Raw genomic sequence first — 16,328 nt, 5'->3', positions numbered from 1 at the left:
GAAGAAGGCGGACGTCACACTCCATTCTTCAAAGGCTACCGTCCACAGTTCTACTTCCGTACAACTGACGTAACCGGTACTATCGAACTGCCAGAAGGCGTAGAGATGGTAATGCCTGGCGACAACATCAAAATGGTAGTGACTCTGATTTGCCCAATCGCGATGGACGAAGGTTTACGCTTCGCAATCCGTGAAGGTGGTCGTACAGTTGGTGCTGGTGTAGTAGCTAAAATCATCGCTTAATTGCGATAGAAATTAGTTTGAAAAGGAAGCTTCGGCTTCCTTTTTTGTTTAAGTGGATTATTTCATAGGTTTTGTGGTTTGCATGGGATTCGCATCCTTGCTTACAAAGTCGAATAAGAATACAATCTATGGCCGATTTTTGACCCTGAGCTTATGCTATTTTGCGTTTCTAAGGGTGTTCGGAAATGCAGAGTGATGTGGGATTATGCCCGTCAATTAATGTGCTCTAAGCTCAGGCCGTATTGAGTAACGGAAAAACCGATGACAACAAATACTGAAAACCAGAACAATTCTCTGGATATCGTGAAGTGGGGTTTAGTGATTGTATTGCTAGCCGCTGCTGTTATTGGCAATCAAATGTATAGCGAAGCCAGTGCCGTCATACGTGCGCTTAGTGTTATCGTTGCATTCGCTATTGCTGGTTTTATTGCGCTTCAGACTGTAAAAGGTAAAAAAGCGTTAGCTTTTGCCCGTGAAGCGCATATCGAAGTGCGCAAGGTTGTATGGCCGACGCGTCAAGAAGCGCTAAACACCACTTTTATTGTCCTTGCAGCAACAGGTATCTTAGCTCTTATCCTTTGGGGTATGGATGCTGTATTAATGCGAATTGTCAATTTTATCACTGGCGTATAGGCACCTCGAATGACTGAAGCTAAAGAAGCTAAAAAAAGATGGTATGTAGTGCAGGCATTCTCAGGCTATGAAGGCCGAGTTTGTAAGTCACTGATTGAATATATTAAAATGCATGGCATGGAAGCATACTTCGGTGAAGTATTGGTTCCGACTGAAGAAGTCATCGAAATGCGTGCAGGTCAGCGTCGCAAGAGCGAACGTAAGTTTTTCCCTGGCTATGTGTTAGTCCAGATGGAAATGAACGATGACAGCTGGCATTTAGTCAAAAGCATCCCGCGTGTTTTAGGCTTTATTGGCGGAACGTCTGATCGTCCTGCCCCAATTTCAGATAAAGAAGCTGATGCAATTCTGCGTCGCTTACAAGAAACGACAGCGTCACCGACTCATAGAACCATATTTGAGCCTGGTGAAGTGGTACGTGTGTGTGATGGTCCATTTGCTGACTTTAACGGTACCGTTGAAGAAGTGGATTATGACAAGAGCCGCGTGAAAGTATCAGTGATGATCTTTGGTCGTTCTACGCCTGTTGAACTTGATTTTAGTCAAGTTGAAAAAGGCTGATTAAATAAACTACAAAATCCGTTTGGCAACGGGTGCGAATTTCTATATAATTCGCACCCGTTGTTTTCGGGGGAGCATGTCAGCATGTCGCTGATGCGCGTTTGAACCCAAACTGAGGAAATGTCAAATGGCAAAGAAGATTGATGCTTATATTAAGCTACAAGTAAAATCCGGTTCTGCGAACCCATCACCACCAGTTGGTCCAGCTTTGGGTCAAAAAGGTGTGAACATCATGGAATTCTGTAAAGCGTTTAACGCCCGTACAGAAAAAATGGAAAAAGGCATGCCTATTCCAGTCGTGATCACTGTTTACAGTGACCGTTCATTCACTTTTGAAACTAAGACTTCTCCAGCGTCTTACTTACTGAAGACTGCTGCAGGCCTGAAATCAGGTTCTCCACGTCCAAACACTCAGAAAGTGGGTACTATCGCTCGCGCTAAAGTTCAAGAAATTGCTGAACTGAAAGCTGCCGATATGACTGGTGCTGACATTGAAGCGATGACTCGCTCAATCGAAGGTACTGCGCGTTCAATGGGTTTGGTTGTAGAGGATTAATATAATGGCAAAGCTAACTAAACGCATGCGCGTAATTCGCGAAAAAGTTGACGGTACTAAAAGCTACGATATCAACGAAGCTGTTGCTCTGTTAAAAGAATTAGCAACTGCAAAATTCGTTGAAAGTGTAGACGTAGCAGTTAACCTGGGTATCGACCCACGTAAATCTGACCAAAACGTTCGTGGTGCAACAGTGTTGCCACACGGTACTGGTCGTGACGTTCGCGTTGCAGTATTTACACAAGGTGCAAATGCTGAAGCTGCTAAAGCTGCTGGCGCTGAGCTAGTTGGTATGGATGATCTGGCTGAGAAAATCAAAGCCGGTGAAATGAACTTTGACGTAGTTATCGCATCTCCAGATGCAATGCGCGTTGTTGGTATGTTAGGTCAAATCTTAGGCCCACGTGGTTTAATGCCTAACCCTAAAACAGGTACAGTAACGCCAAACGTTGCTGAAGCTGTTAAGAACGCCAAAGCGGGTCAAGTTCGTTACCGTAACGACAAGAACGGTATTATCCACACTACTATCGGTAAAGTGGATTTCACACCAGTTCAATTGAAAGAAAACTTGGAAGCGTTAGTGTCAGCACTGAAAAAGGCTAAGCCTGCAGTTGCTAAAGGCATTTTCGTGAAAAAGATCAGCATCTCTACCACTATGGGTGCAGGTGTTGCAGTTGATCAAGCTACGCTTGAAACAACTCTATAATTTTACAAAGCGGGTGCATTAGTCTATAATGCGCGCACTTTGTGGGTTGAAGCCTGTTTTATCTTCCGTTTAGGCGGAGTTTAACCCAGGTTTCCGTCCAAGACCGCAGGTGTTTTTGTAAAAATAACTTAATTTCCTGCGTAGACGGTGTCAGGCCCCAGCTAAAATTTTTTACTGGATAATCTGCACCGTAAGTCACTAAATACATAAGTATTTAGTATGGTAAATACTAGGGAATACCCTAGGTAGAATCCAGGAGTAAAGCCAATGGCATTAAGACTCGAAGACAAAAAAGCGATTGTTGCTGAAGTCAACGAAGCTGCCAAAGGTGCGCTATCTGCAGTTGCCGCTGATTCTCGCGGTGTGACTGTAGGTGCTATGACCGGTCTGCGTAAAAAAGCTCGCGAAGCTGGTGTATATGTACGTGTAGTACGTAACACGCTAGCTCGTCGTGCTGTTGAAGGTACTGCTTTTGAGTGCCTAGCAGAAACGTTCACTGGCCCAACTTTGATTGCTTTTTCTTTAGAGCACCCAGGTGCTGCAGCACGTCTGTTAAAAGACTTTGCTAAAGAACAAGCTAACTTCGAAGTTAAAGGCGCAGCCTTTGAAGGGAATTTCATCCCTGCAGCTGAAATTGATCGTTTGGCGAAACTGCCAACATACGAAGAAGCACTAGCTCAGTTAATGATGACTATGAAAGAAGCATCTGCTGGCAAGTTCGTTCGTACACTGGCCGCCCTGCGCGATCAAAAACAAGAAGCCGCTTAATTTCAAGCTGGCTGCTTAATAAAATTGAATTCAGAACAATAGGAAACATTTGTTATGTCTATCACTAAAGACCAAATCTTAGAAGCCTTTGCAGCTATGTCTGTAATGGAAGTTGTTGAACTGATCGAAGCTATGGAAGAGAAGTTCGGCGTTTCTGCCGCTGCTGCTGTTGTTTCTGGCGGTGCAGAAGCAGTTGTTGTTGAAGAACAAACAGAATTCAACGTAGTTCTGACTGCTCACGGCGACAACAAAGTTGCAGTTATTAAAGCCATCCGTGGCGCAACTGGTTTAGGCCTGAAAGAAGCTAAAGCTATGTCTGAAGCTGCTCCAGTAGCAGTTAAAGAAGGCGTTTCTAAAGAAGAAGCTGAAGCTCTGAAGAAAGAACTTACTGAAGCTGGTGCTTCTGTAGAAATTAAGTAAGCTATTATTTAGCTTGCTCACCCAAGCCACTTGGGTGGAGGCTGGCGGTTTTTTAACCGTCGGCCTTTTTTGCGCTATATGCGCTGGCGATTTTTTTTCACCGTTTGTCGCCAAATTTTGCAGTCCCTAGCAGAGATTACTGGTTAGGTTCTTGCCATCAACGGTGATGGGCAAACGTGCTGAATTTTAATAACTTAAGTTATTTATTCAGTCTTGGTCACATCTCGTAAGCAGAGGAAACCCATGGTTTACTCCTATTCTGAAAAGAAGCGTATTCGCAAAGACTTTGGTAAGCGTCCAAAAGTTTTGGATATCCCTTATTTATTGTCTATCCAGCTAGACTCTTTTAAGAAGTTCACCGATCAAGATCCTACCGGTGAGCGCGGTTTAGAAGCCGCCTTCCGTAGCGTTTTTCCCATCAAGAGCTTTTCTGGTAACTCAGAACTGCAATACGTCAGCTATAAGCTTGGCGAGCCTGTTTTTGATGTGAAAGAGTGTCAGATCCGTGGTGTTACGTATTCAGCTCCACTACGCGTTAAATTACGCATGGTGTTGTATGACCGTGAAGCAGCGGCGGGCACAGTAAAAGATATTAAAGAACAAGAAGTCTACATGGGTGATATCCCATTGATGACGGATAACGGTACTTTTGTTATCAACGGTACTGAGCGTGTAATCGTATCTCAATTACACCGTTCTCCAGGCGTGTTCTTTGATCATGACCGTGGTAAAACCCATTCATCAGGTAAGGTGCTGTATAACGCACGTATTATTCCTTACCGTGGTTCATGGCTTGACTTTGAATTCGATCCTAAAGATGCACTATTTGTGCGTATTGACCGTCGCCGCAAACTGCCTGCGACCATCATGTTACGTGCATTAGAATATTCTACTCAAGAGATCCTCGATCTGTTCTTCGAACGCGTTGAGTTCAAGATCAAGAAAGATACTCTGGTCATGTCTTTGGTGCCTGAACGTCTGCGTGGCGAAACTGCCAGCTATGACATCAAGGATGCTGAAGGCTCTATACTGGTTGAAGCGGGACGTCGTATTACTGCGCGTCACATTCGTCAGTTAGAAAAGACCAATACCACTGAGCTTGAAGTGCCAGTTGAATATATCGTGGGCAAATATGCTGCTCAAGATTATATCGATCCGGACACGGGTGAAGTTTTAGTCTCTGCCAACAGTGAAATTAGCTTAGAAGATCTGGCTAAACTATCATTGGCCGGTATTAAAGATATCAGCACGTTGTATATCAACGAGCTAGATCATGGTGCTTATATTTCAGATACGCTGCGTATCGATTCAACCACTAACCGCTTAGAAGCGCTGGTTGAGATCTATCGTATGATGCGTCCTGGCGAGCCACCAACCAAAGATGCTGCCGAAGCACTATTCCAGAACTTGTTCTTCAGTGAAGAGCGTTATGACCTGTCTAAAGTAGGTCGTATGAAGTTCAACCGTCGTCTCAGCATTCCTGATGACGAAGGTAGCGGTGTATTGTCAAAAGAAGACATCGTCGCGGTAATGAAGAACATCATTCATATCCGTAACGGTTTCGACGAAGTCGATGACATCGATCACTTAGGTAACCGTCGTATTCGTAGCGTCGGTGAAATGGCTGAAAACCAATTCCGTGTTGGTTTAGTCCGTGTTGAGCGCGCCGTGCGTGAACGTCTGTCTTTAGGCGATCTGAACGAGCTGATGCCACAAGACTTGATCAACGCTAAGCCAATTTCTGCTGCAGTGAAAGAGTTCTTCGGTTCTTCTCAGCTGTCACAATTCATGGACCAAAACAACCCGCTGTCAGAAGTAACGCATAAGCGTCGTATTTCTGCACTTGGCCCTGGTGGTTTGACTCGTGAACGTGCTGGCTTCGAAGTCCGCGACGTACATCCAACGCATTATGGTCGTTTATGTCCAATTGAGACCCCTGAAGGTCCAAACATTGGTCTAATCAACTCATTAGCAAGTTTTGCCCGTACTAACTCTTACGGCTTCCTAGAAACGCCATACCGCAAGGTTATCGACGGCGTGATTACTGACGAAGTGGAATACTTGTCAGCAATTGAAGAAGGTCGTTATGTGATTGCACAGGCGAACATCGAAGTTGACGCTAGCGGTCGTATGGCAGAAGAGCAAATTGCTTGTCGTCATAAAGGTGAATCGACCTTTATGCGCGCTGCTGACATCCAGTATATGGACGTTTCGCCACAACAGATTATTTCTGTTGCTGCGTCGCTGATCCCGTTCTTAGAACACGACGATGCTAACCGTGCCTTGATGGGTGCGAACATGCAACGTCAAGCCGTACCCACACTGCGCTCTGAAAAGCCGCTAGTAGGTACTGGTATTGAGCGTACTTTGGCTGTTGACTCTGGTGTTGTGGTTGTTGCTAAACGTGGTGGTTTTGTAGACTACGTTGATGCGAGCCGCATCGTTGTTAAAGTAAATGAAGATGAGCTGCGTCCAGGCGAAGCCGGTATCGACATTTATAACCTGACTAAATACACCCGTTCTAACCAAAACACTTGTATCAACCAACGCCCTTGTTGTGCTGTTGGTGAGCCAGTCGTTCGTGGTGACGTGTTAGCAGACGGTCCGTCTACTGACTTAGGTGACTTAGCCCTTGGCCAGAACATGCGTATCGCATTCATGCCTTGGAACGGTTACAACTTCGAAGACTCGATCTTAATTTCTGAGCGCGTAGCGCAAGAAGACCGTTTCACCACTATCCACATTCAGGAGCTGTCTTGTATTGCTCGTGATACCAAACTGGGTAGCGAAGAAATCACGGCTGATATTCCAAACGTAGGTGAATCTGCTCTGTCGAAACTCGACGAGTCAGGTATCGTTTACATTGGTGCAGAAGTGAAGGGCGGCGATATTCTGGTTGGTAAAGTGACGCCAAAAGGCGAAACACAGCTAACGCCAGAAGAGAAGTTACTCCGTGCTATCTTCGGTGAGAAAGCGTCTGATGTTAAAGACAGTTCACTGCGTGTTCCTAACTCTGTTAAGGGCACTATCATCGACGTGCAGGTATTTACCCGTGACGGCGTTGAAAAAGACAAGCGTGCAGTTGAAATCGAAGAGATGCATATTGCCCAAGCTCGTAAAGACTTAGGCGAAGAGTTCAAGATCCTTGAAGAAGGTGTATTGAGCCGTGCACGTAACCTGTTAATTGGTGCTGGTTTCACTGAAGCGCAAATTGCTGCGTTGCCACGTAAAGATGTATTGGTTCAAGTCATTGACGATGAAGCAAAACAAACTGAACTTGAGCAATTAGCTGAACAGCATGAAGAGCTGAAAGCTGACTTCGATAAGAAGTTTGAAATCAAACGTCGCAAGATCACCCAAGGTGATGACTTGGCGCCAGGCGTACTCAAGATCGTTAAGGTTTACTTAGCGGTTAAGCGTACTATCCAACCTGGTGACAAGATGGCGGGTCGTCACGGTAACAAGGGTGTTATCTCTAAGATTTGCCCAATCGAAGACATGCCATATGACGAACAAGGTAACCCAGTAGACATTGTATTGAACCCGCTAGGTGTTCCATCACGTATGAACATTGGTCAGGTACTTGAAGTCCATATGGGCGCCGCTGCCAAAGGTATTGGTAACAAGATCACTGCGATGCTTGAAGAACAGCGTGAGCTGGCTGAAGTTCGTGGTTACATCAAGCAAGTTTATGAATTAGGTGACGAAGTGCAGCAGCGCGTCGATATCGATTCATTCACTGATGATGAAGTATTACGTCTTGCGACTAACCTGAAAGGCGGTATCCCGATTGCAACTCCTGCATTCGACGGTGCTAAAGAGAAAGAGATCAAGCAGATGCTTGAACTTGCAGGTTTGCCAACCTCTGGTCAGTTGAAGTTGTTTGATGGTCGTACCGGTAACGAATTTGAGCGTCAAGTAACGGTAGGTTACATGTACATGCTCAAACTGAACCACTTAGTTGATGACAAGATGCACGCCCGTTCTACCGGTTCGTACAGCTTAGTGACTCAACAACCACTGGGCGGTAAAGCTCAGTTCGGTGGTCAGCGTTTCGGTGAGATGGAAGTGTGGGCACTAGAAGCATACGGTGCCGCTTATACGCTTCAAGAAATGCTCACTGTTAAATCGGATGACGTTAACGGTCGTACTCAGATGTATAAGAACATCGTCGACGGTAACCATCAGATGCAACCTGGCATGCCAGAGTCCTTCAACGTGTTACTGAAGGAGATCCGTTCACTCGGTATTAATATCGAGTTGGATCAGGCATAAGCGCAGGCCTTTAGCCGCGTTTGGCAAACAGAATGGTGCTCCGTGCAAGCGGAGCACCCGGTTTAACTCCTTCAGGAGAGAAACGTGAAAGACTTATTAAAGTTTCTGAAACAGCAAAGCAAGACTGAAGAATTTAACGGCATCAAAATTGGTCTGGCATCGCCTGATCTGATCCGTTCTTGGTCTTTTGGTGAAGTTAAGAAGCCAGAAACCATCAACTACCGTACCTTCAAGCCTGAGCGTGAAGGTCTGTTCTGTGCGCGTATCTTTGGCCCAGTCAAAGATTACGAATGTTTGTGCGGTAAGTACAAACGTTTGAAGCACCGTGGTGTTATTTGTGAAAAGTGTGGCGTTGAAGTAACCCAAACTAAAGTACGTCGTGAGCGTATGGGTCACATCGAACTGGCTAGCCCAGTTGCGCACATTTGGTTCTTAAAATCACTGCCGTCACGTATTGGCTTAATGCTGGATATGACGCTGCGTGATATCGAACGCGTACTGTATTTTGAATCATTTGTCGTGATCGAGCCTGGCATGACCAGCCTTGAACGTGGCCAAATGCTGACAGAAGAAACTTATCTGGATGCATTAGAAGAATACGGTGATGAGTTCGAAGCTAAAATGGGTGCCGAAGCAGTACTTGAACTGTTACGTGCTATCGATTTAGCGAAAGAAATCGAACAAATGCGTGAAGAATTGCCTTCAATCAACTCTGAGACTCGTCGCAAGAAAGTGACTAAACGTCTTAAGTTGATGGAAGCATTCTACACTTCAGGCAACAAGCCTGAGTGGATGATCTTAAAAGTACTGCCTGTGTTACCACCTGACTTACGTCCGTTGGTTCCGCTCGATGGCGGCCGCTTCGCGACTTCAGATCTTAACGACCTGTATCGCCGCGTGATCAACCGTAACAACCGTTTGAAGCGTCTGTTAGATTTAGCTGCGCCAGACATTATCGTACGCAACGAAAAGCGTATGTTACAAGAGTCTGTTGATGCGCTATTAGATAACGGTCGTCGTGGTCGTGCTATTACCGGTTCTAACAAGCGTCCTCTGAAATCTTTGGCTGATATGATCAAAGGTAAGCAAGGTCGTTTCCGTCAGAACTTGTTGGGTAAGCGCGTCGACTATTCTGGTCGTTCGGTCATTACCGTAGGTCCTACTCTACGTCTGCACCAATGTGGTCTTCCTAAGAAGATGGCACTGGAACTGTTTAAGCCATTCATCTATGGCAAGCTAGAAGGTCGTGGCTTAGCTACTACCATCAAAGCGGCTAAGAAGATGGTTGAGCGTGAAGTGGCGGAAGTATGGGACGTTTTGGATGAAGTGATCCGCGAACATCCAGTGATGCTCAACCGTGCACCAACACTGCACAGACTGGGTATCCAAGCGTTCGAACCTGTACTGATTGAAGGTAAAGCGATCCAGTTACACCCACTCGTTTGTGCGGCATACAACGCCGACTTCGACGGTGACCAAATGGCGGTACACGTACCGTTAACACTGGAAGCGCAGCTTGAAGCCCGTGCCCTGATGATGTCTACCAACAACATCCTGTCACCAGCCAACGGCGAGCCTGTTATCACCCCGTCTCAAGACGTGGTATTGGGTCTGTACTATACCAGCCGTGAGCGTATTAACGGCCGTGGTGAAGGTATGGCATTTATGTCTGTTGCTGAAGTTGAAAAAGCTTACGCAACTGGCGCTGCTGAACTGCATGCCCGCGTTAAAGTTCGTATCACTGAAACCATTATTGGTGACGATGGTGAGCGCACTGAACAACGCCGTATCGTTGATACGACTGTGGGTCGTGCTCTGCTGTCACTTATTCTGCCAGCAGGTTTGTCATTTGATCTGGTTAACCAGAACATGGGCAAAAAGCAGATCTCTAAACTGTTGAACACCTGTTATCGTCAACTGGGTCTGAAAGATACGGTTATCTTCGCTGACCAATTGATGTATACCGGTTTCCGTTTTGCAACCATCTCTGGTGCCTCTGTCGGTATCGATGACATGGTTATTCCAGACGAGAAATACACCTTAGTTGCTGATGCAGAAGCAGAAGTTCTTGAAATTCAAGAGCAGTTCCAATCTGGTCTAGTCACAGCCGGTGAGCGTTACAACAAAGTTATCGATATCTGGGCAAGTGCCAACGAAAAAGTTTCTAAAGCTATGATGGAAAACCTGTCAACTGAGACAGTGATTAACCGTGATGGTGTTGAAGAGAAACAAGCCTCGTTTAACAGCATCTATATGATGGCTGACTCAGGCGCTCGTGGTAGTGCCGCACAGATCCGTCAGTTGGCTGGTATGCGTGGTCTGATGGCTAAGCCAGACGGTTCAATCATCGAAACGCCAATTACCGCTAACTTCCGTGAAGGTCTAAACGTACTCCAGTACTTTATTTCTACTCACGGTGCGCGTAAAGGTCTAGCCGATACGGCATTGAAGACAGCGAACTCGGGTTACCTGACTCGTCGTCTTGTAGACGTTGCACAAGATTTAGTGGTTATCGAAGACGATTGTGGTACTCACGAAGGTCTAACCATGAAACCGCTGATTGAAGGTGGTGATGTGGTTGAGCCGTTACGTGAACGCGTACTGGGTCGTGTGGTTGCGATTGATGTGTTCTATCCCGGCACTGAAGACGTATTAGCACCACGTAACACGCTACTCGACGAAGCATGGTGTGACAAGTTAGAAGAGCATTCAATCGACGAAGTGATTGTACGTTCTGTTATTTCTTGTGATACCGATTTCGGTGTGTGTGCAGCTTGTTACGGTCGTGACTTGGCTCGTGGTCATATTATTAACCACGGTGAAGCCATCGGTGTTGTGGCAGCACAATCTATCGGTGAACCAGGTACACAGTTAACGATGCGTACGTTCCACATCGGTGGTGCGGCATCTAGAGCGTCTGCAGAAAACAATGTCCAAGTGAAAAACTCGGGTTCATTGAAACTGCATAATGCTAAGCATGTTACTAACAGTGACGGCAAACTGGTTATCGTTTCTCGTTCTTCTGAACTGGCTGTTATTGACGAGCTGGGTCGTGAGAAAGAGCGTTATAAAGTGCCATACGGTACTGTGCTCGAGAAACTAGAAGAAGCGGCTGTTGAAGCGGGCGATGTTATCGCTAACTGGGATCCACATACTCACCCAATCATTTCTGAAGTGGCGGGTAGTATCAAGTTCGTAGACATGATTGACGGTGTCACTATGACACGTCAAACAGACGAACTAACGGGTCTGTCATCAATCGTGATCCTTGACGTTGGTCAGCGTGGTACTGCGGGTAAAGAAATGCGCCCAATGATCCGTCTGCTTGGCGCTAATGGTGCTGACTTGATGATCCCAGGTACTGAAGTACCAGCACAATACTTCTTACCAGGTAGTGCGATCGTTAACTTAGAAGATAACGCGCAAATCAACGTGGGTGACGCATTAGCTCGTATTCCTCAGGAATCGTCTAAAACTCGCGACATCACCGGTGGTCTGCCACGCGTTGCTGACTTGTTCGAAGCGCGTAAGCCAAAAGAGCCTGCTATTCTGGCGGAAATCTCTGGTACCATCTCGTTTGGTAAAGAGACCAAAGGTAAGCGTCGTTTGGTGATTACACCTGCTGATGGCGGCGATCATTATGAAGAGATGATCCCTAAGTGGCGTAACTTAAACGTGTTCGAAGGTGAAAAAGTCGAACGTGGTGAAGTTATCGCTGACGGTCCAGAAGCGGCACACGACATTCTGCGTCTTCGTGGTATCCACAACGTAGCAAACTACATTGTGAACGAAGTACAGGACGTTTACCGTCTGCAAGGCGTGAAGATCAACGATAAGCATATCGAAGTGATCATCCGTCAGATGCTGCGTAAGTGTCTTATCACTTCTGCCGGTGACACTGACTTCCTCGAAGGGGAACAAGCTGAAGTGTCACGCGTGAAGATTGCTAACCGCGAACTGATCGCCCAAGGTAAAGTGCCTGCGACCTTTGAACGTGAACTACTGGGTATTACTAAAGCATCTCTGGCAACAGAATCCTTTATCTCAGCAGCATCGTTCCAAGAAACCACGCGCGTACTGACCGAAGCCGCTGTAGGTGGTAAGAGCGATCAATTACGTGGTCTGAAAGAAAACGTTATCGTTGGCCGACTGATCCCAGCCGGTACTGGTTACGCTTATCACAAGACTCGTAATGAAGCGCGTGCGAAGAAAAACGAACCTGTAGTAGTGAACAAGATCACTGCAAGTGAAGCCGAACAGAACTTGGCCGATCTCTTAAACTTGGCTGGTAGCCAAGATTAAGTAATAAGTTTGTTATAAAAAGGCGCCTATGGCGCCTTTTTTCTTGTAATATGCCGCAAAAGTTGGCTATTTCTTGACAGTCAGGCATTACCTTTCTAAAATTCCGCGTCCCACCATTGTGGGATATAGATTTTTCACACCTTATCGTTGAGTTTGATTCAACTGACTCGGAGCTATACATGGCAACTGTAAACCAGTTGGTACGTAAGCCACGCGCGCCAAAAGTCGACAAGACTAACGTGCCTGCGTTGAATGCGTGCCCGCAAAAACGTGGTGTTTGTACACGTGTGTACACTACTACCCCTAAAAAACCTAACTCTGCACTACGTAAAGTAGCTCGTGTGCGTCTAACTAACGGTTTCGAAGTTACTTCGTACATCGGCGGTGAAGGCCACAACCTGCAGGAACATAGCGTGATCTTAATCCGTGGTGGTCGTGTTAAAGACTTACCAGGTGTGCGTTATCACACTATTCGTGGCGCATTAGACTGTGCAGGCGTGACTTCACGTCGCCAAAGCCGTTCTAAATACGGTGCTAAGCGTCCTAAGTCTTAACTTATCCGTTAAGTAAGGCCAAGCTAGTTTTATTTTGAGAATTCCAGTTTTGGAAATCCCTGAAGCATACGGAGAATTGTTATGCCAAGACGTCGCGTTGTAGGACAACGTAAAATCCTACCAGATCCAAAGTTTCACAGTGAGTTGCTGGCTAAGTTCATCAACGTCATTATGCAAGACGGCAAAAAGTCGACTGCAGAAAAAATTATTTACAAGGCACTAGATGTTGTCGCTGAAAAGAAAAGCGAAAACCATTTAGTTATCCTTGAAGCAGCCCTGGACAACGTTCGCCCATCAGTCGAAGTTAAATCTCGTCGCGTTGGTGGTTCTACGTACCAGGTACCATGTGAAGTTCGTCCTGTGCGTCGTAACGCACTGGCGATGCGCTGGTTAGTTGAAGCTGCTCGTAAGCGTGGTGAAAAATCTATGGCTTTACGTCTGGCAGGTGAAATGCTGGATGCGTCTGAAAACAAAGGTACTGCTGTTAAGAAGCGTGAAGACGTGCATCGCATGGCTGAAGCTAACAAAGCCTTTGCTCATTACCGTTGGTAATATGATGGTGTGGGCTTAGGCCCACACCATAGTTGTTGATATTGCCAAGGCTTAGGTCTTGGTGGAGAGGGTATAATCGTGGCTCGTACAACCCCAATTGAGCGTTATCGTAATATCGGTATTTGTGCTCATGTTGACGCAGGTAAAACCACCACAACAGAACGTGTTCTGTTCTATACCGGTTTGTCTCATAAAATCGGTGAGGTGCATGACGGCGCCGCTACCACAGACTGGATGGTTCAAGAGCAAGAGCGTGGTATCACTATCACCTCGGCTGCGGTAACCACATTCTGGCGTGGTATGGATGCTCAATTCACTGAACACCGCATCAATATCATCGATACCCCTGGTCACGTTGACTTTACTATTGAAGTTGAACGGTCTCTGCGCGTCCTCGACGGCGCTGTTGTCGTTTTCTGTGGTTCATCTGGTGTTGAGCCTCAGTCAGAAACAGTGTGGCGTCAAGCTGATAAATACCGCGTTCCACGCTTAGTATTTATCAACAAGATGGACCGTGCAGGTGCAGACTTTGAACGTGTAGTGAAGCAAATTAGAACTCGTCTTGGAGCCACTTGTGTGCCTATTCAATTGAATATTGGTGCAGAAGAAAACTTCAAAGGCGTGATCGACTTAATCAAGATGAAAGCAATTAACTGGAATGAATCAGACCAGGGTATGACTTTCACTTATGAGGAGATCCCTGCAGAGTTAGCGGCTAAAGCGGCTGAAATGCATGAGTATCTGGTTGAAGTGGCAGCCGAATCTTCGGATGAACTGATGGATAAGTACCTTGAAGAAGGCACGCTATCAGAAGACGAAATTAAAAAGGCGCTACGTCAGCGTACTATAAATAATGAAATCGTTTTAGCGACTTGTGGTTCTGCATTTAAGAACAAAGGCGTTCAAGCGGTACTTGATGCGGTTATTGAATTCTTGCCAGCGCCAATTGATGTGCCTCCAATTAAGGGCATCGATGAGAACGACCAAGAAGTAGAACGCCCATCAGATGACAATGCGCCTTTTGCTGCATTGGCATTTAAGATTGCTACAGATCCATTCGTAGGAACTTTGACCTTTATTCGCGTGTACTCTGGCGTACTCGAATCAGGTTCGGGCGTTTACAACTCTGTCAAACAGAAGCGTGAACGCGTAGGTCGCATGGTGCAAATGCACGCAAACGATCGTACTGAACTGAAAGAAGTCCGTGCTGGTGATATCGCAGCGGCGATTGGTCTAAAAGAAGTGACTACGGGTGATACGCTTTGTGATAACGATCATAGAGTGATCTTGGAACGTATGGAGTTCCCAGAGCCAGTAATTACCATTGCCGTTGAGCCTAAGTCAAAAGCCGACCAGGACAAAATGGGTATCGCGTTGCAAAAGCTTGCAGCGGAAGATCCATCATTCCGAGTTGAAACTGACGAAGAATCATCACAAACTCTGATTTCGGGTATGGGTGAGTTACACTTAGACATCATCGTCGACCGTATGCGTCGCGAATTCGGTGTTGAATGTAACGTAGGTAAGCCACAAGTGGCCTACCGCGAAACTATCCGAGCTTCAGTAGAAGCTGAAGGTAAATTTGTACGCCAATCAGGTGGTCGTGGACAATTCGGTCACGTTTGGTTAAAACTAGAGCCTAATGAAGAAGGCGCTGGTTACGAATTTGTCAATGCTGTTGTGGGAGGTGTGATTCCTCGTGAATTCATTCCTGCGGTTGATAAAGGTATCCAAGAACAGATGAAGAATGGCGTTCTCGCTGGCTTCCCTGTGTTGGACGTGAAGGTCACTCTGTTCGATGGTTCATATCATGATGTGGACTCGAACGAGATGGCGTTCAAAATTGCAGGTTCTATGGGCTTCAAAAAGGGTGCGCTTGAAGCGAATCCGGCGTTGCTCGAACCTTGCATGAAAGTAGAAGTAACTACCCCTGAAAATTATATGGGTGACGTCGTTGGTGATTTGAACCGTCGTCGTGGCTTAATTGAAGGGATGGATGATGGCTTCGGTGGCATCAAAATAGTCCATGCTGTAGTGCCTCTTTCTGAAATGTTTGGTTATGCAACTGATTTGCGCTCTGCTACACAGGGTCGCGCTTCATACTCTATGGAGTTCTTGAAGTACTCTGATGCACCGCAAAACATTGCAAAAGCGATTATTGAATCTCGTAGCTAATATCCAGTTACGACATAAATGTTATTATGGTCCAGCACTGACTGGACTATTCTGAAAAGAAAGGAATATATCGTGGCAAAAGCTAAATTTGAACGTATTAAGCCTCACGTAAACGTGGGCACCATTGGTCACGTTGACCATGGTAAAACCACACTGACTGCAGCTATCTCTCACGTACTGGCTAAGACCTACGGTGGCGAAGCTAAAGACTTCTCTCAAATCGATAACGCTCCAGAAGAGCGTGAGCGCGGTATTACGATCAATACCTCTCACATCGAATATGACACGCCTTCACGTCACTACGCACACGTAGACTGCCCAGGCCACGCTGACTATGTTAAAAACATGATCACTGGTGCTGCACAGATGGACGGCGCGATTCTAGTAGTTGCCTCTACAGACGGTCCAATGCCACAGACTCGTGAGCACATCCTGCTTTCTCGTCAGGTTGGCGTACCTTTCATCATCGTGTTCATGAACAAATGTGACATGGTAGATGACGAAGAGTTACTGGAATTGGTTGAAATGGAAGTGCGTGAACTTCTGTCAGAATACGATTTCCCAGGTGATTTTCCCAGGTGAT

Annotated in this window: 11 protein-coding genes and 2 pseudogenes; all 13 read left to right on the top strand. The window is 46.2% G+C overall.

What is annotated here, in order from left to right:
• Nucleotides 1–243, top strand: a pseudogene (gene tuf, locus L5M17_RS22415) (elongation factor Tu); the annotation flags it as partial.
• A gap of 261 nt (nt 244–504) precedes the next feature.
• A complete protein-coding gene (gene secE, locus L5M17_RS22410; RefSeq protein ID WP_006083613.1) occupies nt 505–876 on the top strand; it encodes a preprotein translocase subunit SecE in 372 nt (123 codons plus the stop codon).
• Between the two features lie 9 nt (nt 877–885).
• Complete coding sequence (gene nusG, locus L5M17_RS22405; protein ID WP_105251029.1) at nt 886–1,437, top strand: transcription termination/antitermination protein NusG; 552 nt, start codon at nt 886–888, stop codon at nt 1,435–1,437.
• 127 nt (nt 1,438–1,564) lie between these two features.
• Nucleotides 1,565–1,993: a 50S ribosomal protein L11 gene (gene rplK / locus L5M17_RS22400; RefSeq protein WP_006083611.1), complete on the top strand. Its 429-nt coding sequence runs from the start codon at nt 1,565–1,567 to the stop codon at nt 1,991–1,993.
• A gap of 4 nt (nt 1,994–1,997) precedes the next feature.
• Nucleotides 1,998–2,699, top strand: a complete 702-nt coding sequence (gene rplA / locus L5M17_RS22395; RefSeq protein ID WP_105251030.1) for a 50S ribosomal protein L1 — start codon at nt 1,998–2,000, stop codon at nt 2,697–2,699.
• 267 nt (nt 2,700–2,966) lie between these two features.
• The gene (gene rplJ / locus L5M17_RS22390; protein ID WP_006083609.1) at nt 2,967–3,467 is read left to right on the top strand and encodes a 50S ribosomal protein L10; all 501 of its coding nucleotides are present in this window, start codon (nt 2,967–2,969) and stop codon (nt 3,465–3,467) included.
• Between the two features lie 54 nt (nt 3,468–3,521).
• Nucleotides 3,522–3,887, top strand: a complete 366-nt coding sequence (gene rplL, locus L5M17_RS22385) for a 50S ribosomal protein L7/L12 (RefSeq protein ID WP_105251031.1) — start codon at nt 3,522–3,524, stop codon at nt 3,885–3,887.
• 243 nt (nt 3,888–4,130) lie between these two features.
• Entirely contained in the window at nt 4,131–8,162 is a 4,032-nt protein-coding gene (rpoB, locus tag L5M17_RS22380) for a DNA-directed RNA polymerase subunit beta (protein WP_263149238.1), read from the top strand.
• Between the two features lie 84 nt (nt 8,163–8,246).
• Nucleotides 8,247–12,464, top strand: coding sequence for a DNA-directed RNA polymerase subunit beta' (rpoC, locus tag L5M17_RS22375; RefSeq protein WP_105251033.1), 4,218 nt, complete (start codon nt 8,247–8,249; stop codon nt 12,462–12,464).
• Nucleotides 12,465–12,643: 179 nt separating this feature from the next.
• Nucleotides 12,644–13,018 carry a 30S ribosomal protein S12 gene (rpsL, locus tag L5M17_RS22370; RefSeq protein WP_006083605.1) on the top strand — a complete coding sequence of 125 codons (375 nt, stop codon included), beginning with the start codon at nt 12,644–12,646 and terminating at the stop codon, nt 13,016–13,018.
• An 81-nt stretch (nt 13,019–13,099) separates the two neighbouring features.
• Nucleotides 13,100–13,570, top strand: coding sequence for a 30S ribosomal protein S7 (rpsG, locus tag L5M17_RS22365; protein ID WP_011787570.1), 471 nt, complete (start codon nt 13,100–13,102; stop codon nt 13,568–13,570).
• Between the two features lie 78 nt (nt 13,571–13,648).
• The gene (fusA, locus tag L5M17_RS22360; protein WP_006083603.1) at nt 13,649–15,745 is read left to right on the top strand and encodes an elongation factor G; all 2,097 of its coding nucleotides are present in this window, start codon (nt 13,649–13,651) and stop codon (nt 15,743–15,745) included.
• A 72-nt stretch (nt 15,746–15,817) separates the two neighbouring features.
• A pseudogene (locus L5M17_RS22355) lies at nt 15,818–16,315 on the top strand (GTP-binding protein); the annotation flags it as partial.
• Between the last annotated feature and the right edge of the window lie 13 nt (nt 16,316–16,328).

The sequence above is a fragment of the Shewanella sp. SW24 genome (assembly GCF_025653395.1).
Taxonomy (GTDB): domain Bacteria; phylum Pseudomonadota; class Gammaproteobacteria; order Enterobacterales; family Shewanellaceae; genus Shewanella; species Shewanella oncorhynchi.
The sequence above is the reverse complement of the archived record's forward strand: the minus strand, read 5'-3'. Positions and strand labels throughout refer to the sequence as shown.